The organism is Amycolatopsis sp. WAC 04197 (genome assembly GCF_003947475.1).
GTDB classification, from domain to species: Bacteria; Actinomycetota; Actinomycetes; order Mycobacteriales; family Pseudonocardiaceae; genus Amycolatopsis; species Amycolatopsis japonica.
Map to the genome: position 1 here is coordinate 295,927 of NZ_QHJK01000002.1, position 22,631 is coordinate 318,557.

The 22,631-nt window shown below is 69.4% G+C and carries 20 protein-coding genes and 1 other RNA gene; 16 read left to right on the plus strand and 5 right to left on the minus strand.

Annotated features, from left to right (window positions below):
- Positions 1-46: 46 nt before the first annotated feature.
- Positions 47-796, plus strand: a complete 750-nt coding sequence (locus tag DMC64_RS08545) for a response regulator transcription factor (protein WP_037334910.1) — start codon at positions 47-49, stop codon at positions 794-796.
- Entirely contained in the window at positions 774-2,255 is a 1,482-nt protein-coding gene (locus DMC64_RS08550) for a cell wall metabolism sensor histidine kinase WalK (protein ID WP_125733124.1), read from the plus strand. Before DMC64_RS08545 ends, DMC64_RS08550 begins: the two co-directional genes overlap by 23 nt.
- Here the strand turns inward: DMC64_RS08550 and DMC64_RS08555 are convergent.
- Entirely contained in the window at positions 2,233-3,123 is an 891-nt protein-coding gene (locus DMC64_RS08555) for a serine/threonine dehydratase (RefSeq protein WP_125733125.1), read from the minus strand. The two genes, DMC64_RS08550 and DMC64_RS08555, sit on opposite strands and share 23 nt — an antisense overlap.
- A 45-nt stretch (positions 3,124-3,168) precedes the next feature.
- On the opposite strand from DMC64_RS08555, the gene ffs reads away from it, so the two are divergent.
- An RNA gene (gene ffs, locus DMC64_RS08560) (signal recognition particle sRNA small type) lies at positions 3,169-3,265 on the plus strand.
- Positions 3,266-3,352: 87 nt separating this feature from the next.
- Here ffs and DMC64_RS08565 read toward each other — a convergent pair.
- Positions 3,353-4,186: a spermidine synthase gene (locus tag DMC64_RS08565; protein ID WP_125733126.1), complete on the minus strand. Its 834-nt coding sequence runs from the start codon at positions 4,184-4,186 to the stop codon at positions 3,353-3,355.
- A gap of 30 nt (positions 4,187-4,216) precedes the next feature.
- Between DMC64_RS08565 and DMC64_RS08570 the strand changes: the two genes are divergently transcribed.
- Positions 4,217-6,232, plus strand: a complete 2,016-nt coding sequence (locus DMC64_RS08570; RefSeq protein ID WP_125733127.1) for a DNA polymerase III subunit gamma and tau — start codon at positions 4,217-4,219, stop codon at positions 6,230-6,232.
- A gap of 57 nt (positions 6,233-6,289) precedes the next feature.
- Here the strand turns inward: DMC64_RS08570 and DMC64_RS08575 are convergent, their stop codons facing one another.
- Complete coding sequence (locus tag DMC64_RS08575) at positions 6,290-7,264, minus strand: helix-turn-helix transcriptional regulator (RefSeq protein WP_125733128.1); 975 nt, start codon at positions 7,262-7,264, stop codon at positions 6,290-6,292.
- A 188-nt stretch (positions 7,265-7,452) separates the two neighbouring features.
- Here DMC64_RS08575 and DMC64_RS08580 point away from each other — a divergent pair, with 188 nt between their 5' ends.
- The gene (locus DMC64_RS08580; protein ID WP_125733129.1) at positions 7,453-9,012 is read left to right on the plus strand and encodes a helix-turn-helix domain-containing protein; all 1,560 of its coding nucleotides are present in this window, start codon (positions 7,453-7,455) and stop codon (positions 9,010-9,012) included.
- Between the two features lie 241 nt (positions 9,013-9,253).
- Here the strand turns inward: DMC64_RS08580 and DMC64_RS08585 are convergent, their stop codons facing one another.
- A complete protein-coding gene (locus tag DMC64_RS08585) occupies positions 9,254-10,102 on the minus strand; it encodes an N-acetylmuramoyl-L-alanine amidase (protein WP_125733661.1) in 849 nt (282 codons plus the stop codon).
- A gap of 89 nt (positions 10,103-10,191) precedes the next feature.
- Between DMC64_RS08585 and DMC64_RS08590 the strand changes: the two genes are divergently transcribed.
- Both DMC64_RS08590 and recR read left to right on the plus strand, forming a co-directional pair.
- On the plus strand, positions 10,192-10,548 hold the full coding sequence (locus DMC64_RS08590; RefSeq protein WP_007035126.1) for a YbaB/EbfC family nucleoid-associated protein: 357 nt from the start codon (positions 10,192-10,194) through the stop codon (positions 10,546-10,548).
- A gap of 1 nt (position 10,549) precedes the next feature.
- Entirely contained in the window at positions 10,550-11,146 is a 597-nt protein-coding gene (gene recR / locus DMC64_RS08595) for a recombination mediator RecR (protein WP_005166260.1), read from the plus strand.
- Positions 11,147-11,236: 90 nt separating this feature from the next.
- Here the strand turns inward: recR and DMC64_RS08600 are convergent, their stop codons facing one another.
- Positions 11,237-12,349: a UDP-N-acetylglucosamine 2-epimerase gene (locus DMC64_RS08600; protein ID WP_125733130.1), complete on the minus strand. Its 1,113-nt coding sequence runs from the start codon at positions 12,347-12,349 to the stop codon at positions 11,237-11,239.
- Between the two features lie 61 nt (positions 12,350-12,410).
- Here DMC64_RS08600 and DMC64_RS08605 point away from each other — a divergent pair, with 61 nt between their 5' ends.
- The 9 genes from DMC64_RS08605 to DMC64_RS08645 all read left to right on the plus strand — a co-directional run bounded on the left by DMC64_RS08605 (position 12,411) and on the right by DMC64_RS08645 (position 22,630).
- Positions 12,411-13,427: a glycosyltransferase family 2 protein gene (locus DMC64_RS08605; protein WP_037334926.1), complete on the plus strand. Its 1,017-nt coding sequence runs from the start codon at positions 12,411-12,413 to the stop codon at positions 13,425-13,427.
- Positions 13,424-14,722, plus strand: coding sequence for a hypothetical protein (locus DMC64_RS08610; RefSeq protein ID WP_125733131.1), 1,299 nt, complete (start codon positions 13,424-13,426; stop codon positions 14,720-14,722). Before DMC64_RS08605 ends, DMC64_RS08610 begins: the two co-directional genes overlap by 4 nt.
- Positions 14,723-14,792: 70 nt before the next feature.
- On the plus strand, positions 14,793-16,772 hold the full coding sequence (locus DMC64_RS08615) for a DUF6541 family protein (protein ID WP_125733132.1): 1,980 nt from the start codon (positions 14,793-14,795) through the stop codon (positions 16,770-16,772).
- A 17-nt stretch (positions 16,773-16,789) separates the two neighbouring features.
- Positions 16,790-17,533 (plus strand): glycosyltransferase family 2 protein, encoded by a 744-nt coding sequence (locus tag DMC64_RS08620; protein WP_016337937.1) that lies wholly within the window; start codon positions 16,790-16,792, stop codon positions 17,531-17,533.
- Positions 17,534-17,545: 12 nt separating this feature from the next.
- The gene (locus tag DMC64_RS08625) at positions 17,546-17,983 is read left to right on the plus strand and encodes a DUF2304 domain-containing protein (protein WP_016337936.1); all 438 of its coding nucleotides are present in this window, start codon (positions 17,546-17,548) and stop codon (positions 17,981-17,983) included.
- Positions 17,980-18,528 (plus strand): uridine kinase, encoded by a 549-nt coding sequence (locus DMC64_RS08630; RefSeq protein ID WP_125733133.1) that lies wholly within the window; start codon positions 17,980-17,982, stop codon positions 18,526-18,528. The genes DMC64_RS08625 and DMC64_RS08630 overlap by 4 nt, the downstream gene beginning before the upstream one ends.
- A 541-nt stretch (positions 18,529-19,069) precedes the next feature.
- Positions 19,070-20,611: an ABC transporter substrate-binding protein gene (locus tag DMC64_RS08635; RefSeq protein WP_081975726.1), complete on the plus strand. Its 1,542-nt coding sequence runs from the start codon at positions 19,070-19,072 to the stop codon at positions 20,609-20,611.
- A gap of 85 nt (positions 20,612-20,696) precedes the next feature.
- The gene (locus DMC64_RS08640) at positions 20,697-21,698 is read left to right on the plus strand and encodes an ABC transporter permease (RefSeq protein WP_037334940.1); all 1,002 of its coding nucleotides are present in this window, start codon (positions 20,697-20,699) and stop codon (positions 21,696-21,698) included.
- Positions 21,695-22,630, plus strand: a complete 936-nt coding sequence (locus tag DMC64_RS08645; RefSeq protein ID WP_037334943.1) for an ABC transporter permease — start codon at positions 21,695-21,697, stop codon at positions 22,628-22,630. Before DMC64_RS08640 ends, DMC64_RS08645 begins: the two co-directional genes overlap by 4 nt.
- The last annotated feature ends 1 nt before the right edge of the window (position 22,631 follow it).

Below are 22,631 nucleotides of genomic sequence, written 5' to 3' on the forward strand. Positions count from 1 at the left end.
AGGCGGCACACAGAGAAGCCTCATCGGCGCCGCCCAGGATGGCACCATGACCAGTGTGAACGTCCCTTCGTCCGGTTCCGCGAAGGCCGGCCTGCGCCGTGCCGACGGCAGCCCCGTGCGGGTGCTGGTCGTCGACGACGAGGCGACCTTGTCCGAACTCGTGTCGATGGCGCTGCGCATGGAGGGCTGGGACATCCGCACCGCCGCCGACGGCACCGAGGCCGTCCGCGTCGCGCGGGAATTCCGGCCGGACGCGGTGGTGCTGGACGTCATGCTGCCGGATATGAGCGGCCTGGAAGTCCTGCGCCGCCTGCGTTCCGAGGTGCCGAACCTGCCGGTGCTGTTCCTGACCGCGAAGGACGCGGTGGAGGACAGGATCGCCGGCCTCACCGCGGGTGGCGACGACTACGTCACCAAACCGTTCAGTCTGGAGGAGGTCGCGCTGCGGTTGCGCGCGCTGCTCCGCCGCGCGGGCGGGGTCGCCGGGCCGAGCGGGTCGACGCTCGTCGTCGGCGACCTGACCCTGGACGAGGACAGCCGGGAGGTGCACCGCGGCGGCGATCTGGTGCCGTTGACCGCGACCGAGTTCGAACTGCTGCGTTATCTCATGCGCAATCCGAAGCGGGTGCTGTCCAAGGCGCAGATCCTGGACCGGGTGTGGAGCTACGACTTCGGCGGCCAGGCCAATATCGTCGAGCTCTACATCTCCTATCTCCGCAAGAAGATCGACGCCGACAGGGAACCGATGATCCACACGATGCGCGGCGCCGGGTATGTCCTCAAACCCGCGGGGTAGGCGGCCGTGGTCCCTGCGGCGACGGCTGATCGCGCAGGTCGCGGGCCTGCTCGCGCTCGTCTGCCTGGTGGTCGGCGTGGTCACCGAACTGGCGTTGCGGAGTTTCCTGATCGACCAGCTCGACGCCCGCCTCGCCGAGACCAGCGAACGCGCGAGCCGTCCGCCGCCACCGGGCCGTCCCGGCGGGGAAAGGGTTCCCGAGGGCCTTCGCGCGTATGGGCAGAGCACCGGTTCGTTGTTCGTCAACGTGTTCCCGGACGGACGCGTGCTCGCGGCGGTGCTGCGGTCCAGCTACGACGCGAAGGTCACTGATCCGTTCCCGCACGACGAGATCAGCCCCACCCAGATAGCCACCCTGATGCGGTCGGCGACGGGTGACAAACCGACCGACGTGAACCTCGGGTCGCTCGGGGAATACCGCGTCGTGGCGAAGAAGACGGCGGGCGGCGGCGTCGCGATCACCGGGCTGCCCACCAAGGACGTCACGGATACGTTGTGGAGCCTCGGTTTCATCTTCGGCGGGGTCGCCGTCGGCGGCATCCTGCTGGCGGGCGCGCTCGGCGCGGTGACCGTGCGGCGCACCATGAAACCCCTCGACCGCCTGGCCGCCACCGCGACCAGGGTCGCCGAACTCCCGCTGGATCGCGGTGAGGTCGCGTTGTCCGAGCGAGTGTCCGAAGTGGACACGGATCCGCGGACCGAGGTCGGGAAGGTCGGGTTCGCGCTCAACCGCATGCTCGGCCATATCTCGAACGCGCTTTCCGCCCGGCAGGCCAGCGAAAGCCGGGTGCGCCGGTTCGTTGCGGACGCCAGCCACGAACTGCGGACGCCGCTCGCGGCCATCCGCGGCTACGCGGAACTCACCCGGCGCTCCGGCTCCGAGGTGCCGCCGGACATCGCGTTCGCGATGGGCCGCGTGGAGTCGGAATCGACGCGGATGACGGGCCTGGTCGAGGATCTGCTGCTGCTCGCGCGGCTCGACTCCGGCCGTCCGGTGGTGCACCAGCCGGTGGACCTTTCCCGCTTGGTCGCGGACGCCGTCGCCGACGCGCATGTCGCCGGGCCGGAGCACAAATGGCTGCTGGAGGTCCCGCCGGAGCCGATCACCGTCCTCGGTGACGCGGATCAGCTGCATCAGGTGGTGATCAACCTGCTCGGCAACGCGCGCACGCACACCCCGGACGGCACCGAGGTCACCACCTCGCTGTCCATAGTGGACTCGACGGTGACGCTGTCCATTGTCGACGGTGGGCCGGGGATCCCGCCGGAGATCTTCCCGGAGGTCTTCGAACGTTTCGCCCGCGGCGACGACTCACGGTCGCGGGCGGCGGGCAGCACCGGGCTCGGGCTGGCCATCGTCGCGGCCGTCGTCGCCGCGCACGGCGGACAGGTCGGCGTCGCCAGCCGCCCGGGACACACGGAGTTCCGGGTGGTGCTCAGGGCCGCCACTCACTGTTAGCGCCGCAGAGGATGACGCAGGGCAGCACGCCTTCGGTGCGTCCGGCCAGCCACGCGGCGAACGGGACCGCGGCGGCCGGTTCGACGGCGAGGCGGAACTCGTCCCAGAGCCGGTCCCGTGCGGCGAGCAGTTCCTCGTCGCTGACCAGCACGGACGTCACCCGGTCGCGGACCACGGTGAACGGGACGCCCCCGACCCTGGTCGCGCCCAGCGCGGACGCGGCCACCGAGTCGATCTCCACGTCCACCGGCTCGCCCGCCGCCAACGCGGCGCCGAGCGCGCGGCACTGCTCCGGCTCGACGGCGAACGTCGGCAACCCGGCCAGCGACGTCCCCGCGACCAGCCCGCCACCGCCGACCGCGACCAGGAACGCGTCGACGTCCGGCGCGTCCTGGACCACTTCGGCCGCGACGGTGCCCTGGCCGGCGACGACGGCGGGATCGTCGTACGCGTGCAGGTATCGCGTACCCGGCTCAGCGGCGGCTTCGAGCGCCTTCGCGGCTGCCTCGGCGTACGTCGCTCCGTGACGGATGAGCTTGGCGCCAGTGGCTTCGATCCGGTCCGTCTTCGCCTGCGGAGCCGACTCCGGCACGTACACCGTCGCAGGCAGATTCAGCAGCGAAGCCGCCGTCGCCACGCCCAGCCCGTGATTGCCGCCGGACGCCGTCAGCACCCGTTCCGGCAACGGGCCGCTCACCAGCGCGTTCACCGCGCCCCGCAGTTTGAACGATCCGCTCCGCTGCAGATGCTCCAGTTTGAGGACCAGCGGTCGCCCGCCGACCTCGGCGCGCAACACCGGCGTGCGCCGCACGAACGGATGAACGGCCTCGGCGGCCTTGAGGACATCTTCCCAGGTCGGAGTACTCATACCCCCCACTGTCCTCCATGCCGGGACGGGAGTGACTACACTGGTCCCCGGATCCCGCGCGGCGTCCATCTTGTGAACCTCCCCAGGGCCGGAAGGCAGCAAGGATAAGCAAGCTCTGACGGGTGCGCGGGATCCGCCTTATTTTTTGGGGTGCGACCCCAAGCCCGCCCGGCGGGGCTTCGCCCCCCGGACCCCCACAGTCGGCCGCTGGGGTGGCCAGGGTGCGGTTCTAGAAGATCCCGAACACATCCTTCGGTGGCACGGGCGACGGCAGGGCTTCCGCGTCCGTGATGGGTTTCGCCTTGCCCTGGAGCTGCCGTAGGTCCTCTCCCGCGACGCAGCGCGCCGGATACGCCGACGAAGCGGCGCGGCGGGTCAGGTCCGCGACCGGGAGCTCGAGGCGGGAAGCGGCGACCACGATGTTCCCGAACCGGCGCCCCCGCAGGACCCCCGGCTCGGCCAAGATCGCCAGGTGGGGGAAGGAATCTGCCAGCGTCGCCAAGAACCGGCGAAGGAACGGCAGGTTCGGCCCGTCCGACACGTTGGCGACGTAGGTTCCGCCCGGGCGGAGGACCCGCGCGATCTCGTTCGTGAACTCGACGGTCGCGAGCCCGCCGGCCAGGATTCCGCGTTCGAAAGCGTCCACGATGACCAGGTCGGTCGAAGCGTCGTACCTGCCCGAGACGCCTTCGCGGCCGTCGCCGACACGGACCTTCAGCCCCTTCAGGCCCAGCTGCTCGCGGACGAGCGCGACGAGCTCACCGTCGGCGTCGAAGACCAGCTGCCGTGATCGCGGCCGCGCCGCCGCGAGGTAGCGGGGCAGCGTGCAGGCCGCCCCGCCGACGTGCAGCACGTCGAGCGGGCCATCGCCGAGGCAGTCGACGACGTCGGCGATCCGGCGGATGTAGTCGAACTCGAGATCGGTGGGGTCGTCGAGGTTGACGTGCGACTGGGCGACGCCGTCGACCGAGATCATCCAGGCGTTGGGACGGTCGGCGTCCTGGAGCAGTTCGGCGGTGCCGAAGCGCACCGGATACCTGCCGGGGGTCGGTGCCGGTCTCACCTGTCGGGCCCTCCCGGTAGTCTCGCGGCCGTGGCATTAGCGCTGTACCGAAAGTACCGTCCGGCTACCTTCGCCGAGGTCGTCGGGCAGGAGCATGTGACCGATCCGCTGCGCACCGCGCTGGCCGCCGGTCGCATCAACCACGCCTACCTCTTCTCCGGCCCGCGCGGCTGCGGCAAGACGTCCAGCGCCCGCATCATGGCGCGGTCGTTGAACTGCGCGAAGGGCCCGACGCCGGATCCGTGCGGCGAGTGCAACTCGTGCCGCAACCTCGCGCCCGAGGGCCCCGGCAGCGTCGACGTCACCGAGCTCGACGCGGCCAGCCACGGTGGTGTCGACGACGCCCGCGAGCTGCGGGACAGGGCGTTCTACGCCCCGGCCGACTCGCGCTACCGCGTCTTCATCATCGACGAGGCGCACATGGTCACCACGCAGGGCTTCAACGCCCTGCTGAAGATCGTGGAAGAGCCGCCGGAGCACCTGATCTTCATCTTCGCGACCACCGAACCGGACAAGGTGCTCCCCACCATCCGGTCGCGGACGCACCACTACCCCTTCCGGCTGATCCCGCCCAGCTCCATGCGCGAGCTGCTGGAACGCAACGTCGCCGCCGAGGGCGCGAAGGTCGAGCCCGCGGTGTATCCGCTGGTCATCCGCGCGGGCGGGGGTTCGGCGCGGGACACGCAGTCGGTGCTCGACCAGCTGCTGGCGGGAGCCGGCCCGGACGGCGTCGACTACTCGCGCGCGGTGTCGCTGCTGGGCGTCACCGACGTCGCGCTCATCGACGGCATGGTCGACGCGCTGGCCGCGGACGACGCGGCCGCCGTGTTCGGCACCGTCGAGCGGCTCGCCGAGGCCGGGCACGATCCGCGCCGGTTCGCCACCGACCTGCTCGACCGCCTGCGCGACCTGGTGCTGCTGCGTTCGGTGCCGGACGCGGGGGAGCGCGGCCTCGTCTCCGCGCCGGACGACGAGCTCAAGAAGATGAAGGAGCAGGCGGGCAAACTGGAGCCCGCCACGCTCTCGCGCTACGCCGACATCGTCCACAATGGACTCTTGGAGATGCGGGGCGCGACCTCACCGCGGCTCGTGCTGGAGCTGCTGACGGCGCGGATGCTGCTGCCGTCGGTCGCGGAGAGCACCGACGCGTTGCTCGCCCGACTCGAACGGCTCGAGCGCCGCGCCGCTTCGGCCCCGGCACCCGTCGCCGCCGCTCCCGCTCAAGCCGCTCCGGTGGCGCAGTCCGCGCCCGCACCGGCCGCTCCGCCCTCGGGGGAGCCCGTCCGCGAGTTCCAGCGGCCGTCGCAACGCGCCGCTACGCCCGCTCCGGCGCAACAGGCCCCTCAGCCCGCCGCGCGACCCGAGCCGGTCGCCGAGCGACCCGCTCCGCAACGTCCTTCCGCGCCGACCCCGCCGCCCGCCGCACCCGCGCCAGCCCCGGCCGCGGCTTCGGGCGATGCGACCGACGCGGACGGGATCCGCGGCCGCTGGCCGCAGGTGCTCGCCGCGATCCGCAAGGTGCCGGGCGGCCGCAGCACCGAAGCGATGCTCACGCAGGCGAGCGTCGTGAGCGTCGAGGGGCGCGCCGTCACCCTCACCCACAGCGCGGAGCCGCTGGCCCGGCGGCTTTCCGAGCCGCACAACGCGGAGCGGGTCGCGGCCGCGCTGAAGGAGGTCTTCGGCGGCGACTGGCAGGTGCGCTGCGTCCACGGCGCCGCACCGGCCCGGCAGGCCGCCGCGCCGAAGGCCGCGCCGCCGCCACCCGCGCCCGAGCGATCCTTCACCCGCCGGTCCGCCGAAGCGCCCAGCGCGCCTCCGGCGCCTCCCACCCCGAAGCCGGAGCCTCAGCGGCCGAAGGTGACGACGAGCGAGCCGGACATCCCACTCCCGCCCGAGCCGGTCGAGGAGGACGAGGACCTCTACAACGAGGACGCGAGCCCCGCGCCGCCGCCTCCGCCGCTCCCGCCCGAGCAGGATCCGGAAGAGATCGCGCGAAAGCTGCTCGCCGACCATCTCAACGCCCGCCCCCTCGACGAACGCAAGTAGTCCTCTGGATGCGGTAGTTGCACGCGCAAGGACCGCATCCAGAGGACGAAATGCGGGTCAGGGTGACTCGTCGAGTTCCCCGGCGAGCAGCGCGCTGCCGAGCCGGGTGAGGTGGTGCAGGATGGCGCTGCCCTGCCGGACGCTGGCGACGAGCCCGGCCTCGCGCAGCACGGTGGCCTGTTTGCTGGCCGTGCCGATCGAGGTGCCGAGGCTTGAGGCCAGCTTGCTGGTCGTACGCGGGACACGCAGCGCGCCGAGGCTTTCGGCGCGGGTCCGGCCGAGAAGCGCCACCAGTTCGGGGGACACGTCCCCCGGACGGGCGCTCGTCGGGCCGGCGGGGTACAGCAGCACCGGCGGCAACGCCGGATCGATGAAGGTCACCGGCGTGTTCGCGCAGAACCGGCTCGGGATCAAGGTCAGCCCCCGGCCGCCGAGATGGACGGTCCGCTGCCGGGGGTAGGCGATTTCCAGCACCTCGCCGTCCCAACCGCGGACGCCGGGGATGCCGCGCATCATCGCTCCGGTGCCCTCGGAGGCCAGCGTGCGGACCCGCCGGGCCCGGTCGGCGGCGACGGTTTCGCGCATGCTGTGCCAGACCGGCGCGATCACCAGGTCGTACGCGTCGCGCAGCGCGCCGACGACCCCGTGGACCTCGTCGCGATCGCCGTCGGCGAGCCGTTTCACCCAGGTCGGGGCATTGCCGGTGAACACGGTCCGGAGATCGGCGCACAGTCGTCCGCGAGGGGTGCACGCCACCGCTTCGAGCCCGCCTTCGAAGGAGCCCGCCGTCGTGGGCGGGGTCAGGAAATCGGGGAAGTTCCCCTTCGGTGGGACGAGAGTGAACAGCGTCTTCAGCGATCGTGCCGCTTCCTCGTTCTGACGCAGGTTCTGCTGGACCCGCTGCCGCCAGGCCGACGGGCGGTCCTCTCGCAGCTGATGCGAACCGAGAACCAGCTCCCACAGCGGGTCCGGTGCGTCGGCTATGCGGATCCCCTGGAGATCCTTCCGATCGAAGATCATGCGCAGAGTCATGCCTGGTCCCCCTCAAGACGGCATTTTCTTCCCCGGCGACAACTCAAACGTGCCAGATCCGCCGAGACAAGCCGATCGGCCTAATCCGGGAGGCCGGGGCGCGGTGATGTTTGCGCTGGGACGAAAAGGTGTGTCCCGTTCGCGGGGCATCGGTGACGCTTCGTGGGCACCATCCGGGGGAGGGACCCATGGCAGGAGGAGAACACGGCCGGGCCTTGGCGGAACTGCTCGAAGGGCTGAAACGGCGTAGCGGGCACAGCTACGAACGGATCGGCGCCAAGGCGCATCTGAGCCGGTCGACCGTCCACCGCTACTGCAGCGGTGTCAGCGTGCCGGCCGCGTTCGGCCCGCTGGAACGGATCGCGACGATCTGCGAGGCCGAGCGTGACGAGCTGTCGAAGCTCTTCCGGCTGTGGGAACGCGCGGACGCGGCACGGGGAGAGATCGTGTCCGCGCCTCCCGCCCCGCATCCGGTCCCTGAGCCGAGAGGGCGGAACCGGATCGGGTGGTGGCCGCTGCTGGCGTCGCTCGTCATGGTCACCGCGGTCGGGGCGAGCGCGGTGCCCGCGGCGGAACCGGTCGCGCCGGCGCTCCACGCCCCGATGTGGACCGAGTTCCCGTCCCCTGTGGACAGTGCGTTCTTCGGCGTGACGACGAACAGCGAGACCGGCTTGATGCCGACGTTCGGCGTCGGCGCGGTCCGGCTCTGGGATTCGGAAACCCGCTGGCAGAACCTCGAACCGGAACGCGGCAGGCCGGCTTGGTCCACTTTGGACAGGCTGGTCGATGGGGCAGACCGGGCAGGGCTCCCGGTGCTGTACGTCTTCGGCGGCACCCCCGGCTGGGCGGCGCCGGGCGGACCGCCGTCGGCCTACCCGGACGGTTCCCGGGCGGCACCACCCGAAGACCTCGCGGACTGGGACGCGTTCGTCGGGAAGGTGGTCGAGCGGTATCGCGGCCGGATCGAGTCCTACGAGCTGTGGGACATGGCCAACCACCCCAAGTACTTCACCGGTCCGGTCGAACGGCTGGTGGAGATGGTCCGGCGGGCGAACCGGATCATCAAGGCGGGTGATCCCGGCGCCACCGTGGTCTGCCCCTCGATGGGGCACCTCGCCGACCCCGCGTATCGGCGGGTCATGGAGCGGTTCGGCGAACTCCGCGGCTACGAAAGCTGCGACGCCGCCGCGGTCAAACTGCATCCGGGCAGGATGGCGGACCCGCCGGAGACGATGCTCGCCGTCGCGGACGAGATCCAGCGGAGTTTCCACCGCGCCGGCGGGCACGCGAACCTGTGGAGCACCGGCCCCGATTTCGACGTCCCGTTGCAGCCGCCGGTCGATCCCGCCGTCGCCGCGGACTACGCCGCGCGCATCTTCCTGACCGGCCTCTACGCCCGCTTCAAGCGGATGTATTTCTACAACTGGGGAAGCGACCGCGTGCCGATCGTGCTCCAGCCGGCGGGCGGGCCGCCGACCCGCGCCGCCGCCCATGTCGAACGGCTCGGCCGCTGGCTCGACGGCGCGAAGATCCGGTCCTGCGGCGAGGGCACGCGGGCCGGACTGCCGGAGAACCTGTGGCGATGCCGGTTCACGCGCGACGGCGTGGAGTTCCGGATCGCGTGGGCGCCCTCGGGCACCGTGCGGCTGTCGGCGCCGGGCAGCGCGGAACGGCTCGACGGGACACGGGCGGTGACCGAATCGGGCTCCGTCGAGGTCACCGGCAGCCCGGTGTTGCTCAAGCCTTAGGTCCCGTTGGTCGTGAGTGGTAAGGACGGTTCTAACCGTCCTTACCACTCACGAGACGCGCATCTGCTGTGGCTGCTGGGGCTGGTGGTGTCGCAGAGCCGCGGGTGGCGATCCGCAAGTCCGTGAAGGCCTCCTTGCCTACCTTCAGGGTAGGGAAGGAGGCCTTCACGGACCGGCGGCCAACGGCCACCCGCATTCAGTAGGTACCGAAGGCAGCCTTGGCCCTAACCCGTAACGCCACTCACGACGCCGCGAGGTAGTCCTCGATCGCCTTCGCGATGACGGCCGCGTACTGCTGCCGTCCCTCTTCGCTCGCCATCGCGGCGGCCTCGGCGGCGTTGCGCATGTTCCCGCATTCGACGAGCGCGGCGGGTCGGGTCGAGAGGTTGAGCCCGCCGAGGTCGGCGCGCGGGGCGAGCCCGTTCGCACCGAGGTACGTCGAGGTCGGAAAGCCGCCCGTGCGGAGGCCGTCCCGCAACGCGGTCGCGAGCCTCATCGAGGGCTCACCCTGCTGGGCGTTCAGCGGCGGCGCCGAGTAGGCGACGTGGAAACCGTGCGCCCCGGCGGAATTCGAGCCGTCCGCGTGGATCGACACGACCGCGTCCGCCCCGGCGTCGTTCCCGATCGCGGCGCGTTCGTTGACGCACGGTCCGACGCCGGTGTCGTTCTGCCGGGTGAGGATGACGCGGATTCCCTTGGCCACCAACGCCTGCGAGATCCGCTGCGAGACGTCCCAGGTGAACGCGTGCTCGGTGTAGCCGGAATTCGTCGAGGTTCCGGTGGTGTTGCACGGTTTCGTCTTGCCGCGCCCCGCCGGGACCTGCTTGTTGATCTCGCCGGGTCTGCCGGAGTTGCCACCGTTGTGCCCGGGATCCAGCACGACGACCTTGCCGGTTTTCGGCGGCTGCTGGCTGCTCGGAGGCGGCTGAGGCGCGCTCGATGGCGGAGCGCTCGTCGTGGGGTTCGGCTGCGGCAGGGTGGTGAACACCGTGGTGGTGCCGGGTGGCGGCGGACTCGACGGCGAAGACGCGGGGGTGTCCACCCCGCACGCCGTGAACAGCGTCAATCCGATCGCCAGCACCAGGCCCATCCGTCGTCGCACGGCGCCCACGGTGCCACACGGGTGGCGGCTAGGCTGGTAGGCGGCACGGGATTTTCCAGGAGAGGACCGATCGGATCATGGTGCAACCCGGTGGCGGCTTCGACCTGTCGCAGATCATGCAGCAGGCACAGCAGATGCAGCAGAAGCTGGTCGAGGCCCAGGAAGAGCTGGCCAACACGGAGGTGACCGGCACTTCCGGCGGCGGCCTGGTCACCGCGACCGTGTCCGGCGACAGCCAGCTCAAGTCGCTGTCCATCGACCCCAAGGTGGTCGACCCCGACGACGTCGAGACCCTGTCCGACCTGGTCGTCGCGGCCGTCCGCGACGCTTCGGCCAACGCGCAGAAGCTCACCGAGCAGAAGCTCGGCCCGCTCGCCGGCGGCCTCGGCGGCGGGATGCCGGATCTCGGCGGCTTCCCCGGGCTCGGCGGCTAGCTTGTACGAGGGTGTCGTCCAGGATCTGATCGACGAGCTCGGGCGGCTGCCCGGCGTCGGTCCCAAGAGCGCGCAGCGGATCGCCTTCCACCTGCTGGCCGCCGATCCCGCGGATATCGCGCGCTTGCAGGAAGTGCTTGGCAAGGTCAAGGAAGGCGTGCAGTTCTGCGAGGTCTGCGGCAACGTCTCGGAGCAGGAGACCTGCCGGATCTGCCGCGACACCCGCCGCGACCTCACGGTCATCTGCGTGGTCGAGGAGCCGAAGGACGTCCTCGCGGTCGAGCGGACGCGCGAGTTCAAGGGCCGCTACCACGTGCTCGGCGGCGCGCTGGACCCGTTGTCCGGTATCGGACCCGAGCAGTTGCGCATGCGGGAGCTGCTCGCGCGGATCGGTGGCGCGGAGATCAGCGAGATCATCATCGCGACCGACCCGAACACCGAAGGCGAGGCGACCGCGACGTATCTCGTGCGGATGCTTCGCGACTTCCCCGGGCTGACCGTGACGCGGTTGGCGTCGGGGTTGCCGATGGGCGGTGACCTGGAGTTCGCGGACGAGCTGACGCTGGGCCGGGCGCTCTCGGGACGGCGGGCTCTTTAGCTTCTAGCTCCAGATGTCATGAAAGGGCCGTTCAGGACGAAAAACGTCCTGAACGGCCCTTTCATGACATTCGTGAGCGAGCGCGAAGCGTCAGCAGTAGCTCAGCCGCGCGAGAGTGTCGACGATGATCTCCGACGGGTGGAACTTGTCGACCCACGACTCGCCGCGCCGGTTCTGGTAGGTGTCGAGGAAGTTCTGCAGCTTGTCCCCGCGCATCTCGGTCAGCACGACGGTCTCGCCGAGGTGCTGCGGCGTCTCGGTGCGCTCGCGGTGCACGGCGCACGGCAGGCCGAGGTAGTAGCACTCGGCCGAAAGGCCGCCCGAGTCGGTGACGACGTACTCGGCGCGCGCGACCAGCGGCAGGAACTTCAGGTACCGCATCTTCGGCTGGATGATGAAGTTCTTCTCGTCGAACAGGTTCGCCAGGCCGAGCGCGCGGATCTTCTCGCGCTCGGGCGCGCCCGCCATGTAGAGGATCGGCATCTGCTTGCTCTGCTCGCGCAGGATCTCCAGCGCCTCGCGGTACTTGTCCGCGCGCGAGACCAGCTCGAAGCGGTGCAGGGTGGCGAGGCCGAACTTCTCCGGCAGGCCCTCGACGTCGAGCGGCCCGTTGATGGCCATCCGCATCGCGTCGATCGCGGTGTTCGCCTCGGTGTCGACGACGACGCCGCGGGCGTTGCGGAGGTTGTTCACCTCACGCGCGCTGGGCGCGAAGTGCATGTCGACGATCTTCGCTGCGATCTTCCGGTTCAGCTCCTCCGGCAGTGGCGACATGATGCTGCCCGACCGCGCACCCGCCTCGACGTGCCCGACTCGCGACTTGAGGATCCGCTTCCCGATGAGCGAGCCGTACGGCGTGGTGAAGGTGTCGCCGTGCACCAGCACCAGCGGCGGACGCCCGTCCTCGACCAGCGCGGCCTTCAGCTCGGCCCGGCGGCCCCACGCGGTCCGCAGCACCTGCGCGGCCCAGCCCGGCACCTGCGCGGGCGACTCCAGGTTGTGCGCCTTCTCCTTCGGCACGAGCCAGACGTCGGGCTCGGGGAGGTCCAGGTCGGCGAGAACGTCCGAGACCTCGTCGACGTGCTGGGCGGTGAACCAGATCTTCGGCCGGACCCCGCGTTCGAGGATGCCGTGGTAGACCGGCGCGATTTTGATCAGTTCCGCCGTGGTGCCGAGAATGAAGGAAATCACCGGAAGAGCCATTCTGTCGGGGTCTGCGGTGCCCGAAGGATACTGGTGGGCCGCGCAAGGTAGCCTCGCCGGGGTGAGTGCGAATTCGCTCCTCCCGGCCCTGTCCGTCGTGATCCCGGTCTACAACGAGCAGGACTGGATCGACCGCAGTGTCGGCGCGCTGATCGCGTCGGCACAGGTGGCGAACTGGCCGGTCGAGGTCGTCGTGGTCGACGACGGCAGCACCGACGGCACCGGCGGCAAGCTCGCCAAGCTGCAGGAGCTGTACGGCATCACCGTGCTCACCCAGCCGAACAGCGGCCGGTTCGAAGCCCGCCGCGCGGGTATCGCGAAGGCGTCGGGGCGGCAGATCCTGCTGCTCGACAGCCGCGTGATCGTCGACCCGGGTTCGCTCACCTTCCTCCGCGACCAGCTCGTCGACCACCCCGAGCGCACGGTGTGGAACGGTCACATCAACGTCGCGTCCGAACACAATCCGTACGCGGGATTCATGGCCGGGCTGGTCAAGATCCCGTGGCGCCGTTATTGCGCGAACCCGCGGTTGATGTCGTTCGGTATCGAGGAGTTCGACGTCTTCCCGAAAGGCACCGGATTCTTTTCCGCGCCGAAGGACGTTCTCGAGGATTCGTCCAACGCGTTCGAGTCGCTCTTCGAAGACGTCCGTTTCGCCAGTGACGACACGGGTGTTCTGCGCTGGATCGCGGAACGCCACCGCATCTTCCTCGCCCCGGACTTCTCCGCGACCTATCACGGCCGCGATTCGTTCAAGAAGTTCGTCGGGCAGTCGTATTTCCGCGGCACCACGTTCGTCGATTCGTATCTCGCGTCGCCCGGGCCCGCGCGCAACGGCCTGTTCGCCGCGATGGCCGTCGGCGTGCTCGGTCTCGGTGTCGCCGCGAAGCGCCCGAAGACCGCCGTCGCGCTGGCCGCCGCGGGGTCGACGGCCGCCGGGTTCGCGGTGACGAAGTTCGGCGCGACCAAGGCCGAGGCCAAGGCCGTCGCCCAGCTCACCCCGGTCTTCGCCGCCGGCTTCGGCGCCGGGGCACTCCGAGGCCTCTTCATGGCGCTGCGGGCGCGGCTCCGTAAATGAGCAGCGCGGTGAGCAGCGAAAAACTGGCCAAGGACACCGGGAAATCCGCCGGCCGTATCGGTGTCTACCTGCTGATCGCCATCGCGCTCGGCTACGTCCTCACCGTCGTCTGGGGCCGGACGCTGTCGCCTGCGGACAACGCGGTCCTGCTCTCCTTCTGGGGCATGTTGATGGGGCTGGGCGCGGCCCTGTCCCCGCTCGAACAGGAGATCTCGCGCCAGTCCGCGCACGCCGCGCTCGAAGGCCGCAAGGCGGGCCGCCCGGCGGTGCTCGCCTTCGTCACCAGTCTGGTCGCGGTCGCCGTCGCGGCCCTGTTCACGCTGATCCCGGCGGTGACCGACAAGGTCTACGGCGGCCAGTTCGCGCTCGCCGTGATCGTGCTCGCGGGCGGGCTGTCGTTCGCCTTCCAGTTCGCCGCGCGCGGTCTGCTGATCGGCCAGGACCACGTCCGGTCCTACTCATGGCTGATCCTGGTCGAGGCCGCCGTGCGGATCCTCGTGGTCGCCGCGCTGGTGGTCGCCGGGCTCACCCAGCTGTACTGGTTCGCCATCGCCGCCGCGACCGGCTCGTTCGCCTGGCTGCTGTTCGCCCGCGGCGCCGCCAAGCTGGTCGACCCGAAGCTGGACGCCGACGAGCCCGCGCGGCCGATCGTCACGAACATGCTGATGCTGCTGGCGGGCGCGGGGCTCACCGCGAGCGTCATCACCGGCTACCCGGCGCTGGTCAGCCTGCTCGCGCCCGGCGGTGACAAGGACGCGCTCGGCGTGCTCTTCCTCGCCCTGTTCGTGGCGAGGACGCCGCTCACGCTGATGGCGCCGGTCCAGGCCCTCGCGGTCCCGACCGTGGTGCGCCTGTCCAGCACCGAGGAGGGCAAGCACCGGCTGCGGAAGCTGCTCGCGCTCGGTTCGGCGGGCGCGCTGGCGCTCGCGGCGCTCGGCGCGCTGATCGGCTGGCTTATCGGCCCGTGGGTGGTGCGCCTGGTCTACGGCGCCAAGAACGATCCCGAGGCCTGGTGGATGGCCGGACTGGTCTGGTCTTCGGTGCTGCTGGCCGCGATGCAGCTGCTCGCCGCAGTCCTCGTCGCGCAGGCCAAGGCGACGAAGGTGCTGATCACCTGGGCCGCCGTCGTCGTCGCGACCGCGCTGGTCCTGCTGTTCTTCCCCGGCGACACGGTCGTGCGCGCCGTCGTCGGGCTCGCCGCCGGACCCACCGTCGGCCTGCTGGTCGTGATGGCGTTCGTGGTGAGGGGCACGCCCGGGCCGGGCAACGCGCGACCGTCCGAAACGTCTCGATAGTGTGGCCGCGCCATCGCGCGCCGCGAGCGGGTGGCGTCTTGACGCCGAATAGGGTTGGACAGCGAATTCGATGAACGTTCTTTTGGTCTTGCTGGCGTTCTGGCTGCCGGGGCTCGTCTTCGGTGCCGCGATCCGGTTGCGCGGCTGGACCCTCGCCGCCGCGGCCCCGCTGCTGACCTTCGGCCTCGTCGCCATCGGCATCCCGATCCTCGGCCGCTTCGGCATCCGCTGGACGATGCTGAACGTCGGCCTTTGGGTGCTCCTGCTGTCCGTCGTCGGTTTCGCGCTCTCTTTCCTCGTGCTCCGCTTCACCGCGAAGCGGCACCCGGACTGGGCCGAGGACGAAGACGACGACGATTCGAAGCGTTCCCCGCGCGACCACCTGCTGATCGGTGCCGGGGTCCTGGTCGGTCTCGGCGTCGGCACGGTGACCTTCCTGCGCGGCTCGCGCAGCCTGGAGAACGTCCAGCAGGGCTGGGACGCCCCCTTCCACGGCAACCTCGTGCGCTGGATCGCCGAACACGGTGACGCGCGCGCGTCGACCGTCGGCACCATCGCGAACCTGCCGAACCAGACCGACTACTTCTACCCGGACACCTACCACGCGCTGCTCGCCTTGGTCTTCGGCAAGGGCGGCCTGACGATGATGCCGACGCTGAACCTGGCGGCGCTCATGGTCGTGCTGACCGTCCCGGTCGGTGTCGCGGCGATGTGCCGTGCCTGGCGGATGCCGGTTCTCGCGACCGCGGCCGCGGCGGCCGTGTCCACCTGGTTCACCGCGTTCCCGTACGACTCGCTGTGGCGCGGTCCGCTGTGGCCGTACGTCGCCGGTGTGGCGCTCGTCCCCGCGATGCTCGCGCTCGCCCGCCTGCTGCTCAAGCCGAACGGCGTCGCCGGACCGCTCGCGATCGGCGTCGGCGTCGCCGGGCTGGCCGGCCTGCACACCAGCCTGATCTTCGTGATCATGGTCTACTTCCTGCTGATCCTGCTCGCGGTGCTGTTCCGCTTCGAGAAGATCAGCTGGCGCCGCAGCGCCGCCTCGCTGATCGCGACGATCGTGATGGCGGTCGTGCTCGGCGTGCCACAGGTCCTTCCCGCGCTCTACAACGCCGGCGGCGTGACGAGCGCGTTCTGGGCCTCCGAGACCAGTGTGTCCGGCGCGCTCGGGCAGACGATCACGTTCTCGCCGATGGCGTCGTTCCCGCAGTGGTGGATCGGCATCCCGGCGATCATCGGCGTGTTCTTCCTGGTCAAGCACCGGCGGATGCTCTGGATGGTCGGCGCGTACGTGGTGCTCGGCGGCCTGTTCGCCGCGACGATCTCGCTGGAGACCCCGCTCATCCACACCCTGACCGGCGTGTTCTACAACGACCACTGGCGGATCGGCGCGCTCGTGCCGCTGGCCGGCGCCGTCGCGTTCGGCGAGTTCGTGCACACCGCGTCGGGCAAGTTCGCCGAGAAGATCGGCGAGCGCAAACCGAACCTGAACCCGTTCACCGCGGCCATCGCGGGCGCGCTGGTGGTCGGTCTCGTCGTCACGGTGCTGAGCCGGGGCGGCTACATCGGCCGCAACTCCGCGCGGCTCGCGATGAACTACGGCACGGAAGGTCCCTCGGTCAGCAAGGGCGAGGAAGAGGCCTACGCCTGGCTCGGGAAGCACGTCGTGCCGGGCGAGCGCGTGATGAACGACAAGGCCGACGGCTCGGTGTGGATGTACGCGCTCGCCGGGGTCCAGCCGGTCGAGTGGACCAACTACGGCGCCGAGTTCACCACCAAGCCGGGCTGGCTGAGCGTGTTCCTCAACGACATCAACCGCGACCCGCGCGTGCGCGAGGCGCTCACCGACCTCAAGGTGCGCTACGTGCTGGTCGGCAAGGGCAAGGTGGCCCCCAACGCGCAGTCCGCGGTGGGTCTCCAGCGGCTCGACATCACTCCGGGTTTCAAGCGCGTCTTCCACAACCTCGACGCGTCGGTTTACGAAATCGAAGGTCAGCAAGGTGTGGTCGCCGCCGGCGCCCCCGCCGGGTCCGACACCGCTCACGGCCAGTAAGAAGATAGAGTGATCCAGTGTCCAGTACGTCCGTGACCACCCGCCGCGTACTCATCGTGATGCCTGCTTTGAACGAGCAGGCCAGTGTCGGCGCGGTCATTTCCCAGGTCAAGCAGTCCTTGCCGGGCATGGACGTGCTGGTGGTCGACGACGGTTCGTCCGACGACACGGCCAAGCTCGCCCGCGCGGCGGGCGCGGAGGTGGCCCGCCTGTCGGTGAACCTCGGCGTCGGCGGGGCGATGCGCACCGGCTTCCGGTACGCGGCCGCCCGCGGCTACGACGTCGTCGTGCAGGTGGACGCGGACGGCCAGCATGACCCGAACGAGGTCGCCGCCCTGCTGGACGCGCTCGACGACGCCGACATCGCGATCGGTTCGCGGTTCGCCGGCAAGGGTTCGTACAAGGCCAGCGGCCCGCGGAAATACGCGATGGTCGTGCTCTCGGTCGTTTTCTCCCGGCTCGGGAAGACCAAGCTCACCGACGTGACCTCCGGGTTCAAGGCGATGGGCCCGCGTGCGATCAAACTGTTCGCCGCGTACTACCCGGCCGAATACCTCGGCGACACGGTCGAATCGCTGGTGATGGCGATCCGCGCCGAACTGAAGATCAAGGAAATCCCGGTGATCATGCGGGAACGGGCCGGTGGCACACCGAGCCATTCGCCGGTGAAATCGGCCGTCTACCTCGGCCGCGCCGGACTCGCCCTGCTGCTGGCGCTCGTGCGCCGCCGCCCCGCCGTCGACTCGTCGGATTCGGCGTAAAAGGAGCTGATTATGGCTGGCTGGCGCATTCTCAGCATCGTCGTCGCCTGTCTGGTGCTGTTCGTCGTCCTCGAGATGATGCGGCGGCGGAAACTGCGGGAAAAGTACGCGGGTGTTTGGCTCGTCCTCGCCGTCGGCGTGGTCGTGCTCGCCCTCGTTCCGCAGGCCGCCGACTTCATGGCGCGGATAACCGGCGTGCAGACGCCGTCGAACTTCGTATTCCTCTTGGCCGGTGTCGTGCTGGCACTGGTCGCGTTGCATCTGTCGACCGAGGTCGGTCACCTCGAAGAAGAGGTCCGGACCTCCGTCGAGGAGATCGCGCTGCTCCGCTGCGAGCTCGCCGACGCCCAGCGTGACCTGGAAGAACGCGTCGCCGCGCTCGAAGCACGGACGGCCACGCCCGACAACGTCAAAGGGCTCCCCGAAGTGAGCCCCGCGCGCGCACGCTGATCGACGCCCTTTTCGCCGCCCCGCCGAGGTTGGGCGCCGTCCGCGTGCTCGCCGTCGACGGACCTTCCGGCTCCGGGAAGTCCACGCTGGCCGGGAAGATCGTGGCCGAACTCGCCGGCCGGGGCGTCCGGGTCGCGCTGGTGAGCACCGACGAGTTCGCCACCTGGGACGAACCCGTTTCGTGGTGGCCGCGGCTGGAGTCCGGTGTGCTGGAACCGCTGCGCGCGGGCAGGCCCGGCCGCTACCGGCGAGTGGACTGGTCCACTGGCGTCCCACTGCCGGGTGAAGAGGTCGAGATCCCGGTCCCCGAGGTCCTGGTGCTGGAAGGCGTTTCCAGTGGCCGTGCGCGGATGCGGCCTGCGTTGTCCCTGCTGACCTGGCTCGATGGCGGCAGCGAGGCCGAACGTCTCGACCGCGCCGCCGAGCGGGACGGCGAAGGATCCAGGGCGGAACTGCGGCGCTGGCAGCTGTTCGAGCGGGGGTGGTTCGCCGTCGACGGGACCAGGGCCGCGGCGGATCGCGTGGTCACCTGTCGTGAGTGGTGAGGACCGTTCGGCACACAGGAGCGGCGTGATCAGGGACGTGACTCGCGTGCTTGGACGCCGCACTCGCGTGTTACGCGAGTTCCGCCTTCAATCACGCGAGAACCGGGACCCAATGTCCTGCCGATGTCCTGTTTCCTCCGGCACCCATTGGTTGTAGTGGTGGACACCCATTTGAGTCAGTGACCCGGCACTCTGCGCGTTAGTGGTCGGGAATTGATTACACTCCGTCCGGAATTGCGGACACTTTGCGGTCGTATTGGCCGTCGTGTAGCGCGATCGTAACCTCGCGTGCTTAAGTGCGGGCTGAGTTCCCGCTAGTGTCGGCGGGCACACCGATCGTCCGTGGAGTTCGAGTTACCGACCGACCGGACGGTGCCTAAACACCGAAAATCTCCTCAAGGGGTGCCAGATGCAGCAACTGCGGGTGACCCGAGCACGCCGTGTGGCCCTGATCGGGCTTGCCGGCGCACTCGCGGTCTCCATTTCCGCCTGTGCCGAATCGAAGCGTGAAGAAGGCGCAGGGGGTGGCTCGGGAGGCACCATGGTCTTCGGCGCCGCCGGTAACCCGAAGACTTTCGACCCGCTCTTCAACGACGACGGTGAGACCTTCCGCATCATCCGCCAGATGATGGACACCCTGATCATGAACAAGCCGGGGACCGCGGACCTCGAGCCCGGCCTGGCGGAGAAGTGGGAAGGCAGCAACGACGGCAAGACCTGGACCTTCAGCCTGAAGAAGGGCGTGAAGTTCCACGACGGCACCCCGTTCAACGCCGAAGCGGTCTGCTTCAACTTCAACCGCATGTTCAACATGAAGGGCGCCGCCGCCCAGAGCCAGATGATCTACTACGGCGACGTCTTCGAGGGCTTCGCCAAGAACGAGGGTGACGCCTCCGGCGCCCCGGTGTTCAAGGACTGCCAGGTCAAGGACGAGTCCACCGCCGTCCTGAACCTGAACAAGGCCAAGGGTGCCTTCCCGGCCGCCTTCACGCTGCCGTCGTTCTCGATCCAGAGCCCGGACGCGCTGAAGAAGTACAACGCGGACCAGGTCACCCAGAGCGGTGACTCGTTCCAGTACCCCGAGTACGCGCTGAAGCACCCGACCGGCACCGGCCCGTTCAAGTTCGAGAGCTGGGACCAGGCCAAGGGTGAGATCACGCTCTCCAAGGCCACCGACTCGCCGACCCAGACGGCCAAGCTCGACAAGCTGGTCTTCAAGGTCATCCCGGACGAGAACGCCCGCAAGCAGGCGCTCAAGGCCGGCGACATCCAGGGCTACGACTACCCGTCGCCCGCGGACTACGGCCTGCTGCGCAACGACGGCGAGCAGGTGCTCATCCGCCCGTCGTTCAACATCCTGTACCTGGGCATCAACCAGAAGAACAACCCGAAGCTGAAGGACCTCAAGGTCCGCCAGGCGCTGGCCTACGGCCTCAACCGCGCCCAGTTCGTGAAGTCGAAGCTCCCCGAGGGTGCCGAGACCGCGACCCAGTTCGTGCCGAAGGCGATCGACGGCTACAACGAGAACGTCACCAAGTACGACTACAACCTTCAGAAGGCGAAAGACCTGCTGAAGGAAGCCGGCGCCGAGGGCATGACCCTGAAGTTCTACTACCCGACCGAGGTCACCCGGCCGTACATGCCGAACCCGGCGGACATCTTCACCTCGCTGTCCGAGGACATGAAGGCCATGGGCATCAAGGTCGAGCCGATCGCCAAGCCGTGGAACGGTGGCTACAAGGACGACGTCCAGAAGGCGGGCAAGCAGGACGTGCACCTGCTCGGCTGGACCGGTGACTACAACGACGCCGGTAACTTCGTCGGCACCTTCTTCGGTCGCGAGAAGCCGGAGTTCGGCTTCAACAACCCGGAGCTCTTCTCGGCCATCTCGGCCGCGGACGCCGCGCCCGCCGGCGAGGCGCACACCAAGGCGTACCAGGAAGTGAACCAGAAGATCATGGAGTACCTGCCCGCCATCCCGATCTCCTACGGCCCCCCGGCGATCGTCGTCGGCCCGAAGGTGAAGGGTCTGGTGGCCAGCCCGCTGACCGACGAGCGCTTCTACACCGTCACGGTCAACTGATCCTCCACCACTAGTGGCTCAGGGGGTGGGTGCTACCGCGCCCACCCCCTGAAGTCCATCCCGGGCTGGCAACAAAGGAACGCACGTGCTCCGTTTTCTCGTGCGTCGGCTGCTACAAGCGATACCGACGCTCTTGATCCTGTCCATTTTGATCTTCGCCTGGCTCCGGTCCCTGCCCGGTGGCCCCGCCGGCGCCCTCCTGGGTGACAAGGCGACCCCGGAGAAGATCGCCGACCTGAACAAGCTTCTCGGCCTCGACGATCCGATCTTCGTCCAGTACTTCAAGTTCCTCGGCCGGGCGATCACCGGCGATTTCGGCAACTCGCTGGTCTCCGCCCAGCCGGTCATGTCGGAGATCGGGAACTTCCTCCCCGCCACCCTCGAGCTCGGCTTCTGCGCGATGCTCATCGCGGTGGGGCTCGGCATCCCGTTCGGCTACCTGTCCGCCCGTTTCCGCGGCGGTGCCGTCGACAACATCATCATCGTGCTCTCGCTGGTCGGGGTCGCGGTGCCGGTGTTCTTCCTCGGCTACATGATGCAGGACGCGCTGGCCGCTCCGCTCGGACTTCCGTCGCAGGGCCGTCAGATGGCGGGTCTCGACGCCACCACCGTCACCGGCTTCGCGGTCTTCGACGGCATCATCACCCAGGAATGGGACGCCGCCTGGGACGCGATCACCCACCTGATCCTTCCCGCGTTCGCGCTCGCCACCATCCCGCTCGCGGTGATCGTCCGGATCACCCGCGCGTCGGTGCTGGACGTGCTGAACGAGGACTTCATCCGCACGGCCAACTCGAAGGGCCTGACCCAGCCGATCGTCCGGCGCCGTCACGTGCTCCGCAACGGGCTCCTGCCGGTGGTCACCGTCATCGGCCTGCAGACCGGCGCGCTGCTCGGTGGCGCCGTGCTGACCGAGCGCGTGTTCAACTTCCGCGGCCTGGGCTTCCTGCTCGCCGAGGGCATCGAACGGCGTGACTACCCGCGTCTGCAGGCGCTGCTGCTGTTCGGCGCGCTGGTCTACGTGCTGGTGAACACGCTGGTCGACATCTCGTACGGGCTCATCGACCCGAGGGTGCGTGTCCGATGAACACATTGCTGAACAAGAAGAAGGAACCGATCGACAAGCTCGCCGCGACGTCGGCGAAGGGGCACAGCCTCGGCGGTGAGGCGGTCCGCCGCATGCTGCGGAGCCCGGTCGCGATCACCGGTGGCGTGATCACCCTGCTGTTCCTGCTGCTGGCGATCCTGGCACCGTTCATCGCGCCGAAGGACCCGTACGAGCGGTACCTGCAGAGCGAGGTCATCCTCGGCCAGGGCATCATCCCCGGCGCACAGGCCGGTTTCCCGCTCGGTGTCGACGACTTCGGTCGCGACTACCTTTCGCGGCTGCTGGTCGGCGCGCAGAACACACTGCTGGTCGGTGTGCTCGCGACGGTCATCGGCGTCGTGGTCGGCATGATCATCGGCGGTCTCGCCGGTGCCTTCGGCGGCTGGGTCGACACGGTGCTGATGCGCCTCGTCGACGTCATGCTGTCCGTGCCGTCGCTGCTGCTGGCGATCTCGGTCGCCGCGCTGTTCCAGAAGCCGAGCCAGTGGACCGTGATCGTGGCCGTGTCGATGGTCGGCGTGCCGATCTTCGCGCGGTTGCTGCGCGGTTCGATGCTCGCGCAGAGAAACAGCGACCATGTGCTCGCGGCGACGTCGCTCGGCGTCAAACGCGGGGCGATCGTGTTGCGGCACATGCTGCCGAACTCGCTCGGCCCGGTCATCGTGCAGGCCACGCTGACGCTGGCCACCGCGATCCTCGAGGCGGCGGCGCTGTCGTTCCTCGGTCTCGGCGACCCGGACCCGAACCGGGCGGAATGGGGCATCATGCTGAGCCGCAGCGCCCGGCAGTTCCTCGACATCCGTCCCGAGCTGGCGTACTACCCGGCCATCGCGATCATCATCGTCGCGCTCGGGTTCACCCTGCTCGGCGAGTCCTTGCGGGAAGCCCTCGATCCGAAGAACAGGCGGTGAT